This is a genomic window from Streptomyces sp. NBC_01454 (genome assembly GCF_036227565.1).
Taxonomy (GTDB): domain Bacteria; phylum Actinomycetota; class Actinomycetes; order Streptomycetales; family Streptomycetaceae; genus Streptomyces.
This window is the reverse complement of record NZ_CP109460.1, coordinates 101360-118034: the sequence shown is the minus strand read 5'-3', so window position 1 is coordinate 118034 and position 16675 is coordinate 101360. Positions and strand designations below refer to the sequence as shown.

Genomic DNA, 16675 nt, shown 5'->3' with positions numbered 1-16675 from the left:
GGCGGCACCGGCCCGGGCCGTGGCGTGTGTGGTCCGCCCGCTGCCCGGACGTGACGATCAGGGACAGCGGGCGGCACCGGTCGCGGGATTCCGCACCGGGTGCGGACCGAGGGGCAGTGGCGGCTAGGCTCCGGCCTTGCGGAAGATCCGGGCGCCGACGAAGACCGAGAGCGCGGCGAGTGCCCCTGCCACCAGTGCACCGCGGAGCATCGCGGTGCTGCCGTACTGGCCGAGGAACGCGGCCCGGACCGCTTCCACCAGATAGCGCAGCGGCACGAATCGCGATACCACGTCCAGCCAGTGGGGCGCGAGCGCCATCGGCAGCAGGATGCCGGAGAGCAGCATGACCGGCAGGTTGACGGTGTTGACCACGGGCGCGAACTCGTCGGGGGACTTCAGCCGCATGGCCAGCGCATAGGACAGCGAAGCCAGCGCCACCGTGAGCGCGGAGACGAACACAAAGCCGATGAGGATGCCGAGCACCGGGGCGCGCAGGCCCATCGCCACGCCCGCGAGCACCAGGAGCAGGGACTGGGCGAGCATCTTCACCACATCGCGCAGCACGCGGCCCATGAGCAGGGCCAGCCGGCTGACCGGGGTGACCTGCATCCGTTCGATCACACCGTGCTGCCGCTCGATGAGAATGTCGAAGCCGGCGAACGCGGCGCTGAACATGCCGAGTTGCACCAGAAGCCCGGGCACCAGCGTCTGCCAGGCGTCACCGCCGGTACCGAGTGGAATGCGCGTCAGCAGCGGACCGAAGAAGAGCAGTACGAGCAGCGGCATGAGGACGCCCACCACCAGGCCGAGCTTGGCGCGCATCGTCTGTCGCAGATAGCGCCCGAAGACCAGGCGGGTGTCGGCAACGAGTGCGGCCAGACCGGAGCTCTCGCGCCTGGCCGCATGGCGTCGGGACGGACCCTCCGCGGGCTGGGACGCCGTCGTCATGGAGGACGCGGCGGGGGACGGGTGCGGCACGTCAACCTCCGTGGGAGCGGGCATCAGACAGCGACCGGGGCGTCGGGAGCGAGGGGCTGGTGTCCCGTGATGGCCAGGAAGGCTTCACGCAGGCTGGCTGTTTCCGAGCCGGTGTACCGCAGCTTCAGGTCCTGCGGGGTGCCCTCGGCGGCGACCAGGCCGTCGTCGACGACAATGAGCCGGTCGGAAAGGACGTCCGCCTCGTCGAGGTAGTGCGTGGTGAGAAAGACCGTGGTGCCCTCGTCCCGGATGCGGCGCACCAGATCCCAGACGTCGGAGCGGCTGCCGGGGTCGAGTCCGGTCGTCGGCTCGTCGAGGAAGAGCACCTCGGGCCGGTGGGTCAGGCCCAGGGCGATGTCGAGACGGCGCCGCTGGCCTCCGGAGAGCGCGCGGGTGGGCCGGTCGAGGAGGTCTGCCAGGTCGAGATCCTCGGCGAGTTCCTGCGCACGGTTTTTGGCGTCGGCCCTGCCGAGCCTGTACAGCCGGCACTGGGTGACCAGTTCCTCGCGCACGCTGATGCCCGGGTCGACCCCGCTGACCTGGGCGACGTAGCCGATGTGCCGGCGTACCCCGGCCGGGTCGCGGGCCAGATCGTGCCCGGCGACGGTGGCACTTCCCCCGGTGGGGGGCAGCAACGTGGTGAGCATGCGCATCGTGGTGGTCTTGCCGGCGCCGTTGGGGCCGAGGAACCCGAGCATCTCGCCTGCGGACACCGTGAGATCGATGCCCCGCACCGCCTCGACCGGGCCCTTCTTTGTCATGAACGTACGGGCGAGCCCCGTGGCGCTGATGATCGGGGTCGTCATGGCGGCCTCCTGCCTCGCGGATGCGCGTCTCGCCGGGTTCTCCGCGCACTCCTGTGGTTTGCTCGCTCAAGCATATTCTTACATGGTTGAGCAAATTAGTTCGAGGTCCAGTCGCTGTGCGGACGAACTACGGGCAAATCCCCAGCGTTTGGGCCGTTGTGGAGCGTGCTCGTATGCCGGGATCCTGCCCGCGCGACGTACGACAGGGCCCACCCGCCGCTGCCCCGGCCGGTGGTACGCCGGCTGCGGCCGGTTTCGTGCCGGGGTCATGGGGAGTGGTGCGGGCGTCGGGTTCAGTTGCCGTTCCGGGCCGGGAGCGACTGGTCCGCGTGGACGGTGTCCCACATGGCCCGCATCGATTCCCGGATGGTGAACCGGGGCTGCCAGCCGAGGAGGCGTGCGGCGCGGGAGATGTCGACCTGGACCCAGTCGCCACCCCTGCCGTGTACCTCACCCGGCTGCTCCCGGATCGTCTCCGCCGGCAGCCCGGCCGCCGCGACGAGCTCGGTCACCAGCTTCCGTACGTTCATCGCCTGGCCGCAGCCGATGTTGACCAGCGGATCGGCGCGGGTGATCCGGGCCGCTTTGAGCACGGCGTCCACGGCGTCCCGGACGTCCACGTAGTCACGCTGGGCATCGGCGATGGTCAATTCGATGCCCGTGGCCGCGTCGGTCCCCCGGAGTCTGACCGCCAGGGAACCGAAGAAGCTCTCCAGTGCGGGGTACGGCCCCAGGGTGTTCGCCACCCTCAACACCACGCCGTTGAGTGCGCCGTTCCGCACGGCCTCGAGGACCATCCGCGAGGCGGTGAGCTTCGCCTTGCCGTAGGGATTGGTCGGAGCCGGCGGGGTGTCCTCGTGGATCGACGTGCCGGAGGGCACTTGGCCGTACTCGTGGATGGTGCCGAGGTGGACCAGTCGGACAGGGGTCTGCATCATCGCCAGCGCGCCGATGAGTCGTTCCACCAACTGCACGTTGGTGTAGTGCAGTTCGTCTCCCCAGCCGAGGGTGGCATTCACCACGACGTCGATGTGCTCATCGGCCAGCACCCGGGCGAGCTCTTCGCTCGCGCTGCCTGCGACATCGAGGGGCTGGAACCGGTGGGCGGCGATGCGCGGTGCATACCGGCGGGCGATCGCGACGACTTCATTCCCCTCGGCCGCGAAGGCGGTACAGACGTGCCGGCCCACACACCCGGTGGCTCCCAGCACCGCGACACGGAGCGGGCGAGGGGACGGCATCAACGGTGCCACGGCGGTTGCCCCGTCAGTCACGGTCGCGGACCCCCGACCGGTCGGGGTACACCGTCGGCACGGCCGGCAGGCAGTCGGCGTACTTCGGGAGCATCCCCTTGGCCTCGGCCTCGGCCAGACTGGGCGCCACGGAGTCCCGCGCGGAGAGGAGTGTCTTCATGTCGGTCGGCCAGGGCAGTCCGATCGCGGGGTCAAACGGATCGATCGCATGCTCCAGCTCCGCCCGGTAGGCACTGCTGACGAGATACGACATGACCGTGTCGTCCTCCAGCGCCATGAAGGCGTGGGCGAGCCCGTCGGGGATGTACACGGCCCGGAAGGACTCCGAGTCCATCTGGACGAGGTCCCACTGGCCGAAGGTGGGTGACCCCACCCGGACGTCGACGACGGCGTCCAGTGCCCGCCCCCGTGCGCAGTGGACGTACTTGACCTGGCCCGGGGGAGTGGCGGTGAAGTGGAGCCCGCGCAGCACACCTTTGGCCGACCTGCTGTGGTTGGTCTGTGCCACGGGGAACCGGTGGCCGACCGCCGCGACGAACGCCTCGTCCTGCAACGGCGAGACGAACAGCCCGCGGTGGTCCTCATGGATCTCAGGCGTGAACTCGAATCCGCCGGCGACAGCGAGCTCTCGGGTACGCATCCCGGATCACCGGCCCGTCGCGTCGTGTGCGGACGACGCCGCGGGGCACGCTAGGGGCCGCCGCGGCCGGATCGGTTCGGTGCTGCGCCTCATGTCACTCACGTTTTCGCGCTCCCACCACGTTAGGATTCAGGTTTGTGCCGTGGGCAGGCGGGTGCGGCTCAATGCGGCACCGCGCACGGTCCGTGTCTTCCGGTCGGAGGGACGGGCCGGACCCGGCTGTGGATCTCTCAGTATGGGCGGGGCCCATGTGGAAGATTCCCTAGTGCCGGATCCGGACGCCCCTGCCGGGCGGAGCGGCACGGTCAGACGACGGAGAGTTCGGGCAGCGGGAAGATCAGCTTGCCGCCGCCGGCCATGAAGGCGCTCTCCCGCTCGAGGAAGCCCTCCCGGTAGATCCAGGGAAGCACCAGCAGCTGGTCGGGCCGCCGGGACTTGGCTTCCTCCTCGGAAACGATGGGGATCTTCGTGCCGGGGGTGAAACAGCCGGACTTCTCCGCGTTGGGCTCGCCGATGCACGGCAGGTCGTCCTCGGTGAGCCCGCAGAACTGCAGGATGACATTGCCCTTGGTCGATGCGCCGTACCCGAGGGTCACCTTGCCTGCCTTGCGCGACTCGTCGAGGAAGTCACGAAGGCGGTCGCGATAGTCATGGACGCGCTTGCCGAACGCCTCGAACGGGGCCATGGTGTCCAGCCCGAGCGCGGATTCCCTGGCGCGGATGGCAGCCAGCGCGGCCTCGTCCACGGGGTAGCGGCCGGGCCGCTTGGCGAGCGTCACACAGAGGCTGCCGCCGTAGATCTTGGTGAGTTCGGCCTTGAGGACCGTGAACCCGACGCGCTCGGCCATCCACTCGATCTGGCTCAGCGCGTAGTACTCCAGGTGCTCGTGGCACACCACGTCGTAGGCGGTGCCCTCGATCATCGCCGGCAGGTAGCTCTGCTCCATCACCCAGATGCCGTCGTCGTCGAGGACGTCGTAGACGTCCTGCATGAACGCCATCGGCCGCGGCAGGTCGTAGAACATCGCGATGGAGGTGACCACCTTGGCGCGGCGCGAGCCGAACCGGTCGGTGAACTGCTCACGGGAGAAGAAGTCGGGGATCAGCTCGGCATCCGGCGGGTAGTGCTCACGGAACTTCGGCCCGGTCGGGTCGATACCGACCAGCGTCGGGCCGGGCGTCGGGTAGCCGCGCAGCAGCGTCGAGTCGTTGCTGCCGATGTCCACGACCAGGTCGTCGGGGCCGAGGTCGACCAGGTCGGTGATCGCCGCGACCTTGCCGTGGAGATGCTGGACCATGAACGGGCGTATCCCGGAGCGGTAGCCGTAATGGTCCCCGTACATCAGCCCGAAGTCAGCGGTGTGGCGGAGCTGGACGAGGCCGCAGCCGTCCGGTGAGCACTTGAGCAACTCCAGGGGGACCGTCGGGACGTCCTCGTCCCGGGTGCGGGGAAAGACGCCGGTGAGAGCCTGCGGGCCCAGGTCGAGGACCGGCAGCAGGTTGCGGTTGCCGCAGATACGGCAGTCTTCGGTGATCATGGATTCTCCAGGTCGCGTTCCATCATCGGCTGGACCGGATCGGAACCGGCGTCGTGATCCCACGCCAGGCGCGGCGAGCCCCGCCAGGTAACTGCCGGTGACCCTAATGCCGAAGGCTTGAGTCCTCGTGATTCCGGAGCGGATTCTGGAAAATGCTCCAGAACCCGTACGCCGGAGTCACTTACCTGACGGGCCGGTGGCAAGCTCTGCCCCCCGGAGCCGGTCCGCGCTACCGCACCACCGCGGCAAGGGGTCGCCGCACCTGCTTGTGTATGCTATTTTTTGCTTGGCTATGCAACTCACCGTGGGTATCTGGGTATCAGGGCTGAGGGAGCTCGGGTGACGCACTCTTTCGCAGAGTGGTCCGATCCCGTACGGACGAGCGGCAACAGACGAGTCAAGGAGCAGCAATGGCTGCACTGCGTGACGAGACCGAGTTGGCACAAGACAGCAACCAACGTGAGCAGACCGCAGTCCGCCGCCAGTTCGCGGTGACCCTGCTCTGCGATGTCGTCCTTCCCGTGGGGCTCTACTACGTGCTGCGCAGTGCCGGCTTCAGCGAACTGGTGTCCCTGCTGATCAGCGCCGCCGCGCCGGCACTCAACACCGGGTACTCCATCGTCAAACAGCGCAAGGTCGACAGCGTCGGACTCTTCGTCATCGTCATCCTCGTGCTCGCCGGCATCGGCTCCCTCATCTCCGGCAGCCCCCGCATGACCCTGGCCAGAGGCGGCTGGTTCACCGGGCTGATCGCGCTGTGGATCCTCGGGTCGCTGTTCGCCTCTCGTCCGTTCACCTACCGGGCGATGAAGACGCTGCTCCCGGGCAAGTCGGAGACCCTGGAAGGGCTTTGGCACACCGATCCGCAATTCCGCCGGGTCTGGCGCGGCCTGACCGTGCTGTGGGGGTGCGGGCTGCTCGTCGACGCGGCGCTTCGCGTGATCATGGCATACACCCTTTCCGTCGATACGGTGCCGGCGCTCGACGGAGCGCTGTATTTCGTGACCTACATCGTGCTCCAGGTGATCACACACATCATCCTGTACAAGGCCGGTGTGTTCCAGTTGCTCTTTCCCGGACGGGGGCGGGGGAGGCGGTCGGCCGGATCCCGGCCCTCGGCGGACATGAAGGGCGACGGGACGGCCTGACAAGAGCCGACCGGAAATTCAAACCCAGGTGGGCGATCACGCAGCAGAACGGCGTGTGACCGGCTTCCTGGGTATGGCGCTGTCACGCCCTTTCGCTGGGCTTTCAGGGGTCTGCGACCGGTACCCGGGCTTCCCTGTGCGGCGAATTCGAGAAGCCCAGAAGAACTCCTAGTCATTCCTGAACACACTTGCCGGGTGTGCACAGCGCGTGACCAGAATAGCGGCGATCGGTTCACCGTCATGGGAGAAGTTGATGCTGACCCACGTGCCGCTTCCGCAACGCCAAGAGCTCACCTCACGTGGCATCTTCCTGGCACACCCGCGCCTGCCGTGGCCGCTCAGGGCGATGAACGGGCTGCTCGGGCCGCTGGCGCAGCGGCTGTGGCCGCTGGAGCCCGAGGCACTCAAGCGCAAGGCGGCCCTCAGGACCAAGGTGCCGGCCGCGGCCTCGGAGGGCGCCTTTGAGGAGCCGCTGGCCCTGCTGTGCCACTCGCTCAACACCGAAGTCCAGCTGAGCGCGAACGGCCGGTTCATGCTCCACAGCCAGCTGGTCAAAAACCTGTCGACCCGGCTCCGACTGGCGGAACTGGCCGCACGGCGCCCGGAGATCTTCGACACCCCGGTACCCGAACCGCTCTTCATCACCGGCGCACCGCGCACCGGCACCACCTTTCTGCAACGGCTCATCGCCCGGGACCCGCGCTCCCGCTCCCTTCCGCTGTGGGAATCGACGCATCCCCTGCCCGACGGTGATCTGACTGCGCCCCGCAAGGACCCCGACCCCCGGATCAAGGCCAGCCGGGTCGAGGTCGGGATGAGCAACCGGATCCTGCCCGAACAGTCCGCGATGCACGAGTTGGTGCACGACGAGGCCGAAGAGGACAACCTCCTGCTCTCGCTGGGCCATTGCTCGCCCATGTACGAGGACCTCGGGCTGGTCCCCACGTACGCCCAGTGGTACACCAGCGCCGACCACACCGAGGGCTACCGCTATTTCAAGCGCATCCTGCAGTTTCTCCAGTGGAGCCGCCCGGCCGGTGACCGCTGGGTCCTGAAGTCCCCCGGCCACGCCGAAATGCTGGTGCCGCTGTTCGGAGCCTTCGGGGATGCCACGGTGGTGCAGACCCACCGGGACCCGGTGACCTCGGTCATCTCTTTCAGCAATATGGTCGCCTACGGCGCCAGGGCCTACTTCGACCACCCGAATCCGCATCTGATCGGGGCGTTCGCCGCCGACACGATCGAGCGGTCGCTGCGCGCCGCGTTGCGGGACCGCGCCGGCCACGAGCACCAGGTCGTGGATGTGTTCTTCCGCCCGCTCGTCGAGGATCCGATCCGCGAAGTGATCCGGGTGTACGAGGCGGCCGGCCGCGAACTGGACGACGTCACCGAGAAGGCCATGCGCGAGTACGCCACGGCTGAGAAGCACCGCAGCGGCCGTCACCGCTACGCCGCCGAGGACTTCGCCCTGAACGTCGCCGAACTCAGGGAACGCTTCGCCTTCTACTACGACCGCTTCGACGTACCTCAGGAGAAGCGCTGACATGACCAACGACGGTCTCAGGTGCGGATGCGCCGGCGCCACGGTGTGGTTCACCGGGCTGCCGGGCGCCGGCAAGACCGCCGTCGCGCAGGCCCTCGCCGGCGCCCTGCGCGCGCGGCGCCACCGGGTGGAGATCCTCGACGGCGACCCCCGGCACGCGACGCTCCCCACCGGACCCACCCGGGACGACCCCCACCGGCATACGGAGCGCACCGGCCTCGCCGCCGAGGTCCTGGCCCGCAACGGCTTCCTCACCCTGGTGTCCGCCACCGACTCCGGCGCGGCCGGCCGCGATGCCGTCCGCCGGCGCCACGAGGCGACCGGCACGCCGTACGTGGAAATCCACCTGGACGCACCGCAGTCGGTCTGCGCGAAGCGCCGCCCCGCCGGGCAAGAAACCGGCTCCGCCGTCCCCATGCCGCCGCCGGACGAGGCATACGAGCCACCGGCCCACCCCGACCTGCGCCTGATCACACACCACACGTCGGTCACCCAAACCGCGGCCGCCGTGTACGCCCTGCTGGCGGACAGAGGCGTGGTACGGTCCCGCTGCGCCGGCCCCGCCGACGGGAACGCACCTGATCCTGACCCCCTTGCCGGCCAAGGGCCTTAGCCGTCGCTCCGCGTTCCGCCCCGTCGACGCGTGCGAGCGGGCCAGCAGCCCGAAGCCCACCGATGCCGTGCCGCCTCCATGTCTTGCCTCCCCCTCCGGGAAGCATGACGGGAGAGCCGTGGCCTTGTTCGTGAGCGGTGAGAGCGCGCGCTCGTCGGCGGGCGTGCGATAGGTTCCCCGCCATGAGTGCATTAGGGTCCATCGCCTGGCCACCTGCCCCGATCAAGACCGCGCGGCTCGTGCTCCGTGAGTCCGAGTCCCGGGACCGTGCGGCGGTCATCGACCTGCTGGCCTCGCCAGAGGTGAGCGCCTACCTCGGCGGCCCGCAGCCGCGTGACGAGCTCGAGCGCACGACGCCCGAAGTACCCGAGCGGCGCCCCGGCCTTTTCATGGTCGATCTCGACGGAGCGATGATCGGTCAGATCATGCTCACCAGAGGAACGGGGCACCTGCGTCAGGCTGCCGGGAGAGTCGAGTTCGGCTACCTGTTCCTGCCGCAGGCATGGGGACGTGGGTACGCCGCCGAGGCGTGCGCAGCGGCACTCGACTGGTTCGCCGGCGCGCTTCCCGGCGAACCAGTGGTGCTTGCGACCCAGAGCGCCAACATCCGCTCGATGCGCCTCGCGGCGAAGCTGGGGTTCATCGAGGCAGAGCGGTTCGAGGCCTACGGCGCCGAGCAGTGGTTCGGAGTCCGGTCCCCGGTCACGCCGCCCGCTTGATCTCGTGACCGGAAGCGCGGGTGTGCCGACCGCCGGTGAACCGGCCTAGTACTGCAACCGCATGGGGCGGCTGCGAAGGGGCGTTGGTCGTGGTTGTTCCCCCACCGGTTGGTGTGCCGGTGCCAGGCATGGCTATGCCGAACGACCTATCAGGTGACATAAGGAGCAGGAGCGGTGACGGTGGGAATGAAGGCGGTGCCGCTGGTCGGCGGACCAGTGGAGTTACGGGGTGCATTGGATCTGGAGACCACAGAGGCGGGGGTGATGCCGCGTCGGCTGCCGGCGTGGACCAAGGTGCAGTACCAGGATCCCTCGGTCTACGGGGTGACCCTGATGCCCTCGGGGGTGCGGCTGGTGTTCCGTACCGACGCGCGCGAGGTGGAGTTGGACGTACTCACCTCCACGGGGCAGCTCGACACCGAACCTCAACCCCGCCCGACCGGGGTGATGGAACTCCTGGTGGACGGCGTGCCGTTCGGGCGGCAGCAGGCGCCGCTGGGCAACGTGCTGCGGATGGCGGGCCCCGGGGCCGAGCAGCGACTGATCCCGGGCAAACCGGGGGCTGTCCGGTTCGGCGGGCTGCCGGCCGGCATGAAGCAGGTCGAGCTGTGGCTGCCGCAGCAGACCCCCACGGAACTGGTGGGCCTGCGGGCCGACGGCGAGGTGTTGGCGCCGCTGCCGGACGGGCGACGCCGCTGGGTGCACTACGGCAGTTCCATCAGCCACTGCCTGGAGGCCGACGGCCCGACCGGCACCTGGCCGGTGGTGGCGGCAACGCTCGGGGGAGCGGAGGTGATCAATCTCGGCCAGGCGGGCAACGAGATGCTGGATCCCTATGTCGCCCGGACGATCCGCGATCTTCCGGCCGACCTGATCAGCCTCAAGGTGGGAATCAACATCGTGGGCCTGGCCGCCTTTCGGCAGCGGTCGTTCGGCCCGGCGGTGCACGGATTTCTCGACACGATCCGGGAGGGGCACCCGGAGACCCCGCTGCTGCTGATCTCCCCGGTGAGCTGTCCGACGTTCGAGGAGCGTCCCGGTCCGGTCGCGATGGGTGCGGACGGGAAGATCACAGCCCTGGGTGACCCGGCGGACGTGACCGGTGGGGCTTTGTCGCTGACTTTGGTGCGTGCCGAGCTGGCCCGGATCGTGGCGGCCCGGCGGGCGCACGATCCCCATCTGCACTATCTCGACGGACGCGAACTGCTCGGGCCCGACGAGGTGGCCGACCTGCCCGATGGCCTGCATCCCACCGCCGCCGCGTACCGCCGGATGGGCAAGCGTTTCGCCGCACACGCCTTTGTGGACGGCGGTCCGTTCGCCTGACCACCCTGGCTCCGGGCCCGCGCTGGGTGTGGGTGTGGAGCCCGGTAGGACGTGGCGCTGCAGTTCCGTGACGAGGCGCTGACGGGCCGACGGGGCCGCGGTCATCGGCGGACGGTCACAGACGGACGACGACGAGGGCGACGTTGTCGCGGGCGCCGCCCGGTCGGGATCCTTCCTCGTCCCAGTCAGAGAGGTTGAGCAGACGGACACCATCGGGACGCAGCTGCCCGACCTGCCCGGAAAGGGTCCAGCCGTTCATGTTCTCCAGCGGCGCGACCAGCCCATGGAGGTAGTCCAGCGCCCGCTCACGCCCCGGCACCACACGTCACGCCACATGCGGTTGCAGTACTGGGGCTCGTCCGGCGGATCATGGGCCGAGCCAGGGCCGGACCGAGGCGAGGGCCGGCCAGTGCCCTAATCGTGTTGACCGCCCCCGGCAGGCAGTGCTGGAGTCGGCACGTGGACAGCATCCCCGCCAACCGGCGGCTCTGGAACCAGATCAGCAGCGCCTACCAGCACGAGCACGACCCGCAAATCGGCGCCACACCCCGGCTGTGGGGCATGTACTCCATCCCCGACGCGCACCTGCACGCCCTGGGCGACGTCACCGGCAAGCGCGTCCTCGAACTCGGCTGCGGCGCCGGCCAGTGGTCCAGGGCGCTCACTGCCGAGGGTGCCACCGTGGTCGGGCTCGACCTGTCCGAAGCCCAACTCGCCGCAGCGGCCCGCGCGATGGGAGCGGCCCGCTACCCGCTAGTGCAAGGCGCCGCCGAACAACTCCCCTTCGCCGCCGACAGCTTCGACCTGGTGTTCTGCGACTTCGGTGGGCTCAGCTGGGCGCCCCCGCACCTGGCCGTCCCACAGGCCGCACGCGTCTTGGGCCGAGGCGGGCGCCTGGTGTTCAACGTCGCCAGCCCATGGTTCGAAGCTTGCTACGACGAAGCCGCCAGCCGCGTGACCACGACGCTGCAGCAGGACTACTTCGGGCTGAACACCATCGCCGAAGACGACGGCGCGACCAGCTATCAGCTCACCTACGGCGACTGGGTCAAGGTCCTGCGCGGCGCGGGTCTCATCATCGACGACCTCATCGAGCCGCGGCCCGAACTCGGAACACCCAACGGCTACAACGAAACCGCCCCACCCGACTGGGCACACCGCTGGCCGGCGGAACTGCTCTGGGTAACCCACAAACCGTAAGTCCGCCGCGCCGAGACGTGAAGGCATCCCTTTGCCGGACACCCCCTAGACCATCGAGTGCAGCTGCGCGAACCCGTCCGCGAGCATGCCCATCAGGACGAGATCGTGGTGCCGGCCGGCGAAGAACACGTGATCGCGAAGGCGCCCCTCCTCGAGGAAGCCGAGACGGCGGTGCAGGGTCAGCGAGGCCTCGTTGTGAGCGAATATCCGGGCCTCGCATTTGTGAAAGCGCCGCTCGGCGAACATGAAGCGCAGCAGCAGCACAGCGGCGTCCGCCGCGTAGCCCCGGTGTCGATGGTCGGCGCCGATGGTGACGCCGTACTCGAAACGGCCCGCATGGGGGTCGGCATGGTGCACGCCGACAGCACCGACGGTCTCCCCGGTCTCGACGGCTTCGATCGCCAACCGGAAGCAGTCTCCGTCGGGCCGGGCGAGTGCCTGTTCCTTCGCCCATTCGCGGAAGCTTTCGGCGGAACGGGGCGGGTGCAGCAAGTCGCCCAACCGCTCCTCGTCCTCGGCGAAGCGCAGGAACGCCTGCCAGTCGTCGGGCTCGATACCGCGCAGGCGTACCCGTTGGCCGGTCCAGAACGATGTCATCCTCCATTTGATCACGACGTGGTGAAATGCAGGTGAGTGAAGGGAAGTTGGACCCCTATCCTCCTGTGCATGAAGACGTCTGTGTATCCGCCCAAGCCCGTACCCGGTGACCGGATAGCGGTCATCTCGCCGTCCTCCGGCCTGCCGGGAGTTCTTCCGCTTCCGTATGAGCTGGGGCTGCGGCGGCTGCGTGCGGATTTCGGGTTGGAACCCGTGGAGTATCCGGCCACGCGGCGGATGGGATCCACGCCCCAGGAGCGGGCCGACGACATTCACGCCGCGTTCGCCGATCCGGCCATCAAGGCGGTGATGGCCAGTATCGGCGGTGACGACCAGATCACCGTGCTGCCCCTGCTGGACCGGGAGTTGATCCGCGCCCACCCCAAGCCGTTCTTCGGGACCAGCGACAACACCAATCTGCTGATGTTCCTGCACCATCTCGGCATGGTCGGCTATCACGGTTGCTGTGTGATGACCGAGATCGGCCGCCCGTACGCCCTCCACCCGATGACCGCGGATTCGGTGCGCGCCGCACTGTTCACATCCGGCCCCTATGAGCTCCGCCCCGCCGAGCGCTTCGGGGACTCGGGCCGCGACTGGGCGGACCCCGAGACCTTCCGTGTCGAGCCGGACTCGGAGCCCGCCGACGGGTGGATCTGGCACCGGCCCGAGCGGGTCGTCGAGGGCCCCTCCTGGGGCGGCAACATCGAAATCCTGTCCTGGTTGCTGATGGCCGACCGCGAGATCGACCGCGACCCCGCCGCGTACGACGGCGGTGTCCTGTTCCTCGAGACCTCGGAAGAGCTGCCGGCGGCGCAGGAGGTGTTCTACATCCTGCGCAGCATGGGCGAGCGCGGCCTGCTCGCCCGCTTCCCCGCCCTGCTGATGGGACGTGCCAAGGCCTGGTCCTTCGACCAGCCGAACGGCCCGGAGGCCAAGCGCCGCTACGTCGTCGAGCAGCGCGAAGCGGTCCTGCGCGCGTTGGCGGCGTACGCCCCGCAGACGATGGCGGTCTTCGGCGTGGACCTCGGCCACACCGATCCCCAGGTGGTGATCCCCTACGGCGGCACGGTGCGGGTGGACGGGCCGGCCCGGCGGATCACGGTGACGTACTGACCTCCGCTCCGGACGCCGTCGGCTCGTCGGCGGCGTCCGGAACGGCGGTTGCCGGTGGGCTCTCAGAGCTGGGGCTGCGGGTCCCCGGCGGCCGCCGCGCGGGAGAGGGCCACCACCCGGTCGAGCGTCGGGTCGCTGATGATCGTGGCGAGCTGGGCCATGAACACCTCTTCCCGGCCGGACTCCAGCACGTCGCGGCAGACACCGGCGACCATCGCGAGCAGCGACAGCGAGTCACCGCCCATCCGGTGGAAGTCGGCCTGGCCGTCGAGCCGGGAGCGCTCCACGCCCAGGGTGCGCGCCCAGACCCGAGCCACCGCCTCCTCCACCGGATCCACCGCCGCGGCCGCATCCCCGCGGACCGGTGCCCCGGCCCCCGGCTCCTCGGCGAACGGGTCCGGCAGCGCCTTTTCGTCCACCTTGCCGCTGACCGTGTACGGCAGCTCCGTCACCAGGAGCACCGCGGCGGGCACCATGTAACGGGGGAGCCGTTCGGCGGCGTAGGCGGTCAACTCCTTCGGCGTCACCTCCGCGTGGGACAGCACATACGCGAACAGCGACTTGCCGGGCCGGCCGGGCCTGGCCCGTGCCACCACCACGACCCGGTCGGCCGCCGGGTGGCCCTCCAGGCACTGCGCCACCTCCGCCGGCTCCACCCGGTGGCCCCGCACCTTGACCTGGTTGTCGATGCGTCCGATGAACTCCAGCCCACCCGAGGGAAGGACCCGGGCCAGATCACCCGTGCGGTAGACCCGGGTGCCGTCCGCCAGTACGGGGAAGCGCTCCCGGTCCAGGTCCGGGCGGCCGCGGTAGCCGCGGGCCAGCTGCACCCCGCCGAGATACATCTCGCCCACCTCACCGGGCGCGACGAACCGCCGTTGCGCATCGAGCAGGAACACCTGGGTGTTGTCGGCCGGCATCCCGATCGGCACCACGGCCCGGCTGCGGTCCTCCGCCGGCCGGAAGGTGTACGCCGTGCACCCGATGGTCGCCTCGGTCGGCCCGTACTCGTTGACGATCCGGCAGTCGGCCCCGAACATCTCCTGCGCCCGCGCCGCGACCTCCACCCGCAGTTGTTCACCGATCACGATGATGGTGCGGAACCCGGCCGGGTGCATGTCCAGTTGCCCGATCAGGTCGAGATGGGAGGGCGTGAGGTTCAGCGTATTGGCGCCCGAGTGCTCCAGCAGGCGGCGCAGCGAGAGGTGATGGGGCTCGTCGCGCAGGAGGATCACTTCACCGCCCGCCAGCAGGGGCAGGAACACGGACGTCCCCGAGACGTCGAAGGACGGCGAGGTGAGGAGCGGCAGGCGGGTTTCGGCATCCACCCCGAATTCCCGGGTCGCCCAGTGCACGTAGTGCTGGAGGTTGCGGTGCTCGATCTGCACGCCCTTGGGGCGGCCCGTCGAGCCCGAGGTGTAGATGATGTACGCCAGGTCGTCCGGCGCCACCTCGGCATCCGCGAAGCCGCCGTCGCCGGGACCTTCCTGCTCGGCCGCCGCGGCCATCAGCTCGTCCAGCACCAGCGGCACACAACCCTCCGGTACGCACGCGCGCTGCTCGTACGGCCGCTCCACAAGGCAGAAGGCGGCCCCCGCATCCGCGAGCAGCCCGGCCAGACGGACGTCGGGATGCTGTGCGTCCACCGGCAGATAGCAGGCCCCGGCCCGCAGCACCCCCCACAGCCCCGCCACACCCGCCACCGACCGGTCGGCGAGCAGGGCGACGACGCTGCCCCGGCCGGCACCGCGACGCGCCAGCTCCGCGGCCACGGCATCCGCGCGGCGGCTCAGCTCGGCATAGGTGACCGGCCCCTCCGGCCCGCTGAGCGCCACCCGGTCGGGTGTCCGCCGGACCTGCTCACGGAACAGCCGGACCATCGAACCGTCCGTCGGCAGCGCCCGCGCGGTGTCGTTGCCCGTCCAGTGGCGGTGCGCACGGGGCGACAGGGCCTCCTCCACGCGGTCGAGCAGCGCCTCGGCGCGCTCCGCGACTCCGGGGCCGTCCTGCCACGCCAAGGTGATCTCGGTGTGGCCCTCGCTCTCCATCATTTCGATCGACGGCGGGCTGCCCGGGCCGGTGCCGCCCAGCGTGTACAGCGTCCTGGCGCGGAAGCCGGCGGTGCTGAAGTCCTCCAGGCCGAAGGCGCCCAGATGTGTCACAAAGCCGAGGGCGGAGAACCGGCCCTTGCGGACGGCCGCCCGGTCGACCGCCGCCGACATCAGGCGCAGCACCGGCAACGGCGCCTGCAGCAGGCGGGGTTCGGTGCGCAGCGCCAGCTCCTCCTTCGCGGACAGCGCGGTGAGCATCCGGTGATGCGTCTCCTCCCACCCGTCCCCGGGGCCGACGTCCAGCACCAGCGCCTGGGACAGCCAGGCCGTGGACCGGACCGTCGCGTCATGGCGGCGCAGATCGACCGGCACGAAGAACTGACCCCTGCCGTCCGGCCCGTAGGCCGCGGCCAGCGCGCTGGTCACCTTGGCCGTGATCGCCGGGTGGCTGCCGTCGACGGTCCGGCGCCGCCAGAGCAAACCGCCCCGTTTTCGCGGCAGTTGGCCCAGAGGGGAGGGCCATGTCAGCTTCCCCACGCCCTGCGGGATCGGCGGCAGCCCGTCCGGAAGGTCGAGCTGTTGCAGAAACTCGTCACTGTTCAGCCGGTCGGGCGCGCCCAGCGGCTGCTCACCGCGCAGCACCCGGAACACATCGACGGCCCAGGGCAGCAGGCCCCGGGCATCGGTCACGGCATGGCAGGCCCGGAAGATCACGGTGGCCGGCTCGCCGGGAACGAGCAGCACCTCGCAGGTCGGCCCGGACGGGCTCAGGGGCTTGCGCAGCGCCGGGGAGTCGAGGAGCTGCCCGTCGAACGGGCCGGGCAGGATGTGCACCAAGGGGGCGGTCCCGCTGTCCACCCACTGGCGCCCCTGCCGCCGGAGCCGGGTGCCCGGGCACGCCTGCGAGGCGACCGCCACCGCCGCGCCGAGTTCCTCGGCGTCCAGCGTGCCGTCGCCCTCGATGACGTGCTGAATGGTGTTCCGGCCGCCCATGCCCACGTACAGCCATTCCTCGGCCGTCAGGGGTCTGGTGTAGGGCCGACGCTCGGAAGGGTCACGCATTCCTGGCCTCCGCGGAGAAAGCCGGCTCTGTCCTGCCGGTACGGCGCATATCATCCGCCGCCGGTGACTAGGGGGGACCTTAGTG

At 69.7% G+C, this 16675-nt stretch carries 14 protein-coding genes and 1 pseudogene; 7 read left to right on the top strand and 8 right to left on the bottom strand.

The features are described 5' to 3' along the window. Positions 1-123: 123 nt before the first annotated feature. The 5 genes from OIU81_RS00535 to OIU81_RS00515 all read right to left on the bottom strand — a co-directional run bounded on the left by OIU81_RS00535 (position 124) and on the right by OIU81_RS00515 (position 5215). Complete coding sequence (locus OIU81_RS00535) at positions 124-879, bottom strand: ABC transporter permease (protein WP_329154769.1); 756 nt, start codon at positions 877-879, stop codon at positions 124-126. A gap of 122 nt (positions 880-1001) precedes the next feature. Next, entirely contained in the window at positions 1002-1784 is a 783-nt protein-coding gene (locus OIU81_RS00530; protein ID WP_329141920.1) for an ABC transporter ATP-binding protein, read from the bottom strand. Between the two features lie 293 nt (positions 1785-2077). After that, positions 2078-3025 (bottom strand): NAD-dependent epimerase/dehydratase family protein, encoded by a 948-nt coding sequence (locus tag OIU81_RS00525; RefSeq protein WP_329141918.1) that lies wholly within the window; start codon positions 3023-3025, stop codon positions 2078-2080. Between the two features lie 25 nt (positions 3026-3050). Next, positions 3051-3677, bottom strand: coding sequence for a dTDP-4-dehydrorhamnose 3,5-epimerase family protein (locus OIU81_RS00520; protein WP_329141916.1), 627 nt, complete (start codon positions 3675-3677; stop codon positions 3051-3053). Between the two features lie 305 nt (positions 3678-3982). Further along, positions 3983-5215 carry a class I SAM-dependent methyltransferase gene (locus OIU81_RS00515; protein WP_329141915.1) on the bottom strand — a complete coding sequence of 411 codons (1233 nt, stop codon included), beginning with the start codon at positions 5213-5215 and terminating at the stop codon, positions 3983-3985. A 410-nt stretch (positions 5216-5625) separates the two neighbouring features. Between OIU81_RS00515 and OIU81_RS00510 the strand changes: the two genes are divergently transcribed. The 5 genes from OIU81_RS00510 to OIU81_RS00490 all read left to right on the top strand — a co-directional run bounded on the left by OIU81_RS00510 (position 5626) and on the right by OIU81_RS00490 (position 10564). Further along, positions 5626-6363 carry a VC0807 family protein gene (locus tag OIU81_RS00510; RefSeq protein WP_329141912.1) on the top strand — a complete coding sequence of 246 codons (738 nt, stop codon included), beginning with the start codon at positions 5626-5628 and terminating at the stop codon, positions 6361-6363. A 253-nt stretch (positions 6364-6616) separates the two neighbouring features. Continuing rightward, positions 6617-7906: a sulfotransferase family protein gene (locus tag OIU81_RS00505; RefSeq protein WP_329141910.1), complete on the top strand. Its 1290-nt coding sequence runs from the start codon at positions 6617-6619 to the stop codon at positions 7904-7906. A gap of 1 nt (position 7907) precedes the next feature. After that, a complete protein-coding gene (locus tag OIU81_RS00500) occupies positions 7908-8519 on the top strand; it encodes an adenylyl-sulfate kinase (RefSeq protein ID WP_329141908.1) in 612 nt (203 codons plus the stop codon). A gap of 182 nt (positions 8520-8701) precedes the next feature. Continuing rightward, complete coding sequence (locus OIU81_RS00495) at positions 8702-9238, top strand: GNAT family N-acetyltransferase (protein ID WP_329141906.1); 537 nt, start codon at positions 8702-8704, stop codon at positions 9236-9238. A 186-nt stretch (positions 9239-9424) separates the two neighbouring features. Then, complete coding sequence (locus tag OIU81_RS00490) at positions 9425-10564, top strand: GDSL-type esterase/lipase family protein (RefSeq protein ID WP_329154767.1); 1140 nt, start codon at positions 9425-9427, stop codon at positions 10562-10564. A 163-nt stretch (positions 10565-10727) separates the two neighbouring features. Here OIU81_RS00490 and OIU81_RS00485 read toward each other — a convergent pair. After that, positions 10728-10874, bottom strand: a pseudogene (locus tag OIU81_RS00485) (IS701 family transposase); the annotation flags it as partial. A 149-nt stretch (positions 10875-11023) separates the two neighbouring features. Between OIU81_RS00485 and OIU81_RS00480 the strand changes: the two are divergent. Continuing rightward, positions 11024-11764 carry a class I SAM-dependent methyltransferase gene (locus OIU81_RS00480; RefSeq protein ID WP_329141901.1) on the top strand — a complete coding sequence of 247 codons (741 nt, stop codon included), beginning with the start codon at positions 11024-11026 and terminating at the stop codon, positions 11762-11764. Between the two features lie 45 nt (positions 11765-11809). On the opposite strand, the gene OIU81_RS00475 is transcribed toward OIU81_RS00480, so the two are convergent. After that, the gene (locus OIU81_RS00475; RefSeq protein WP_329141899.1) at positions 11810-12361 is read right to left on the bottom strand and encodes a GNAT family N-acetyltransferase; all 552 of its coding nucleotides are present in this window, start codon (positions 12359-12361) and stop codon (positions 11810-11812) included. Positions 12362-12430: 69 nt separating this feature from the next. On the opposite strand from OIU81_RS00475, the gene OIU81_RS00470 reads away from it, so the two are divergent. Beyond that, positions 12431-13477, top strand: coding sequence for a S66 family peptidase (locus OIU81_RS00470; protein WP_329141897.1), 1047 nt, complete (start codon positions 12431-12433; stop codon positions 13475-13477). 62 nt (positions 13478-13539) lie between these two features. Here the strand turns inward: OIU81_RS00470 and OIU81_RS00465 are convergent, their stop codons facing one another. After that, positions 13540-16590: a non-ribosomal peptide synthetase gene (locus OIU81_RS00465; RefSeq protein WP_329141895.1), complete on the bottom strand. Its 3051-nt coding sequence runs from the start codon at positions 16588-16590 to the stop codon at positions 13540-13542. Positions 16591-16675: the final 85 nt, after the last annotated feature.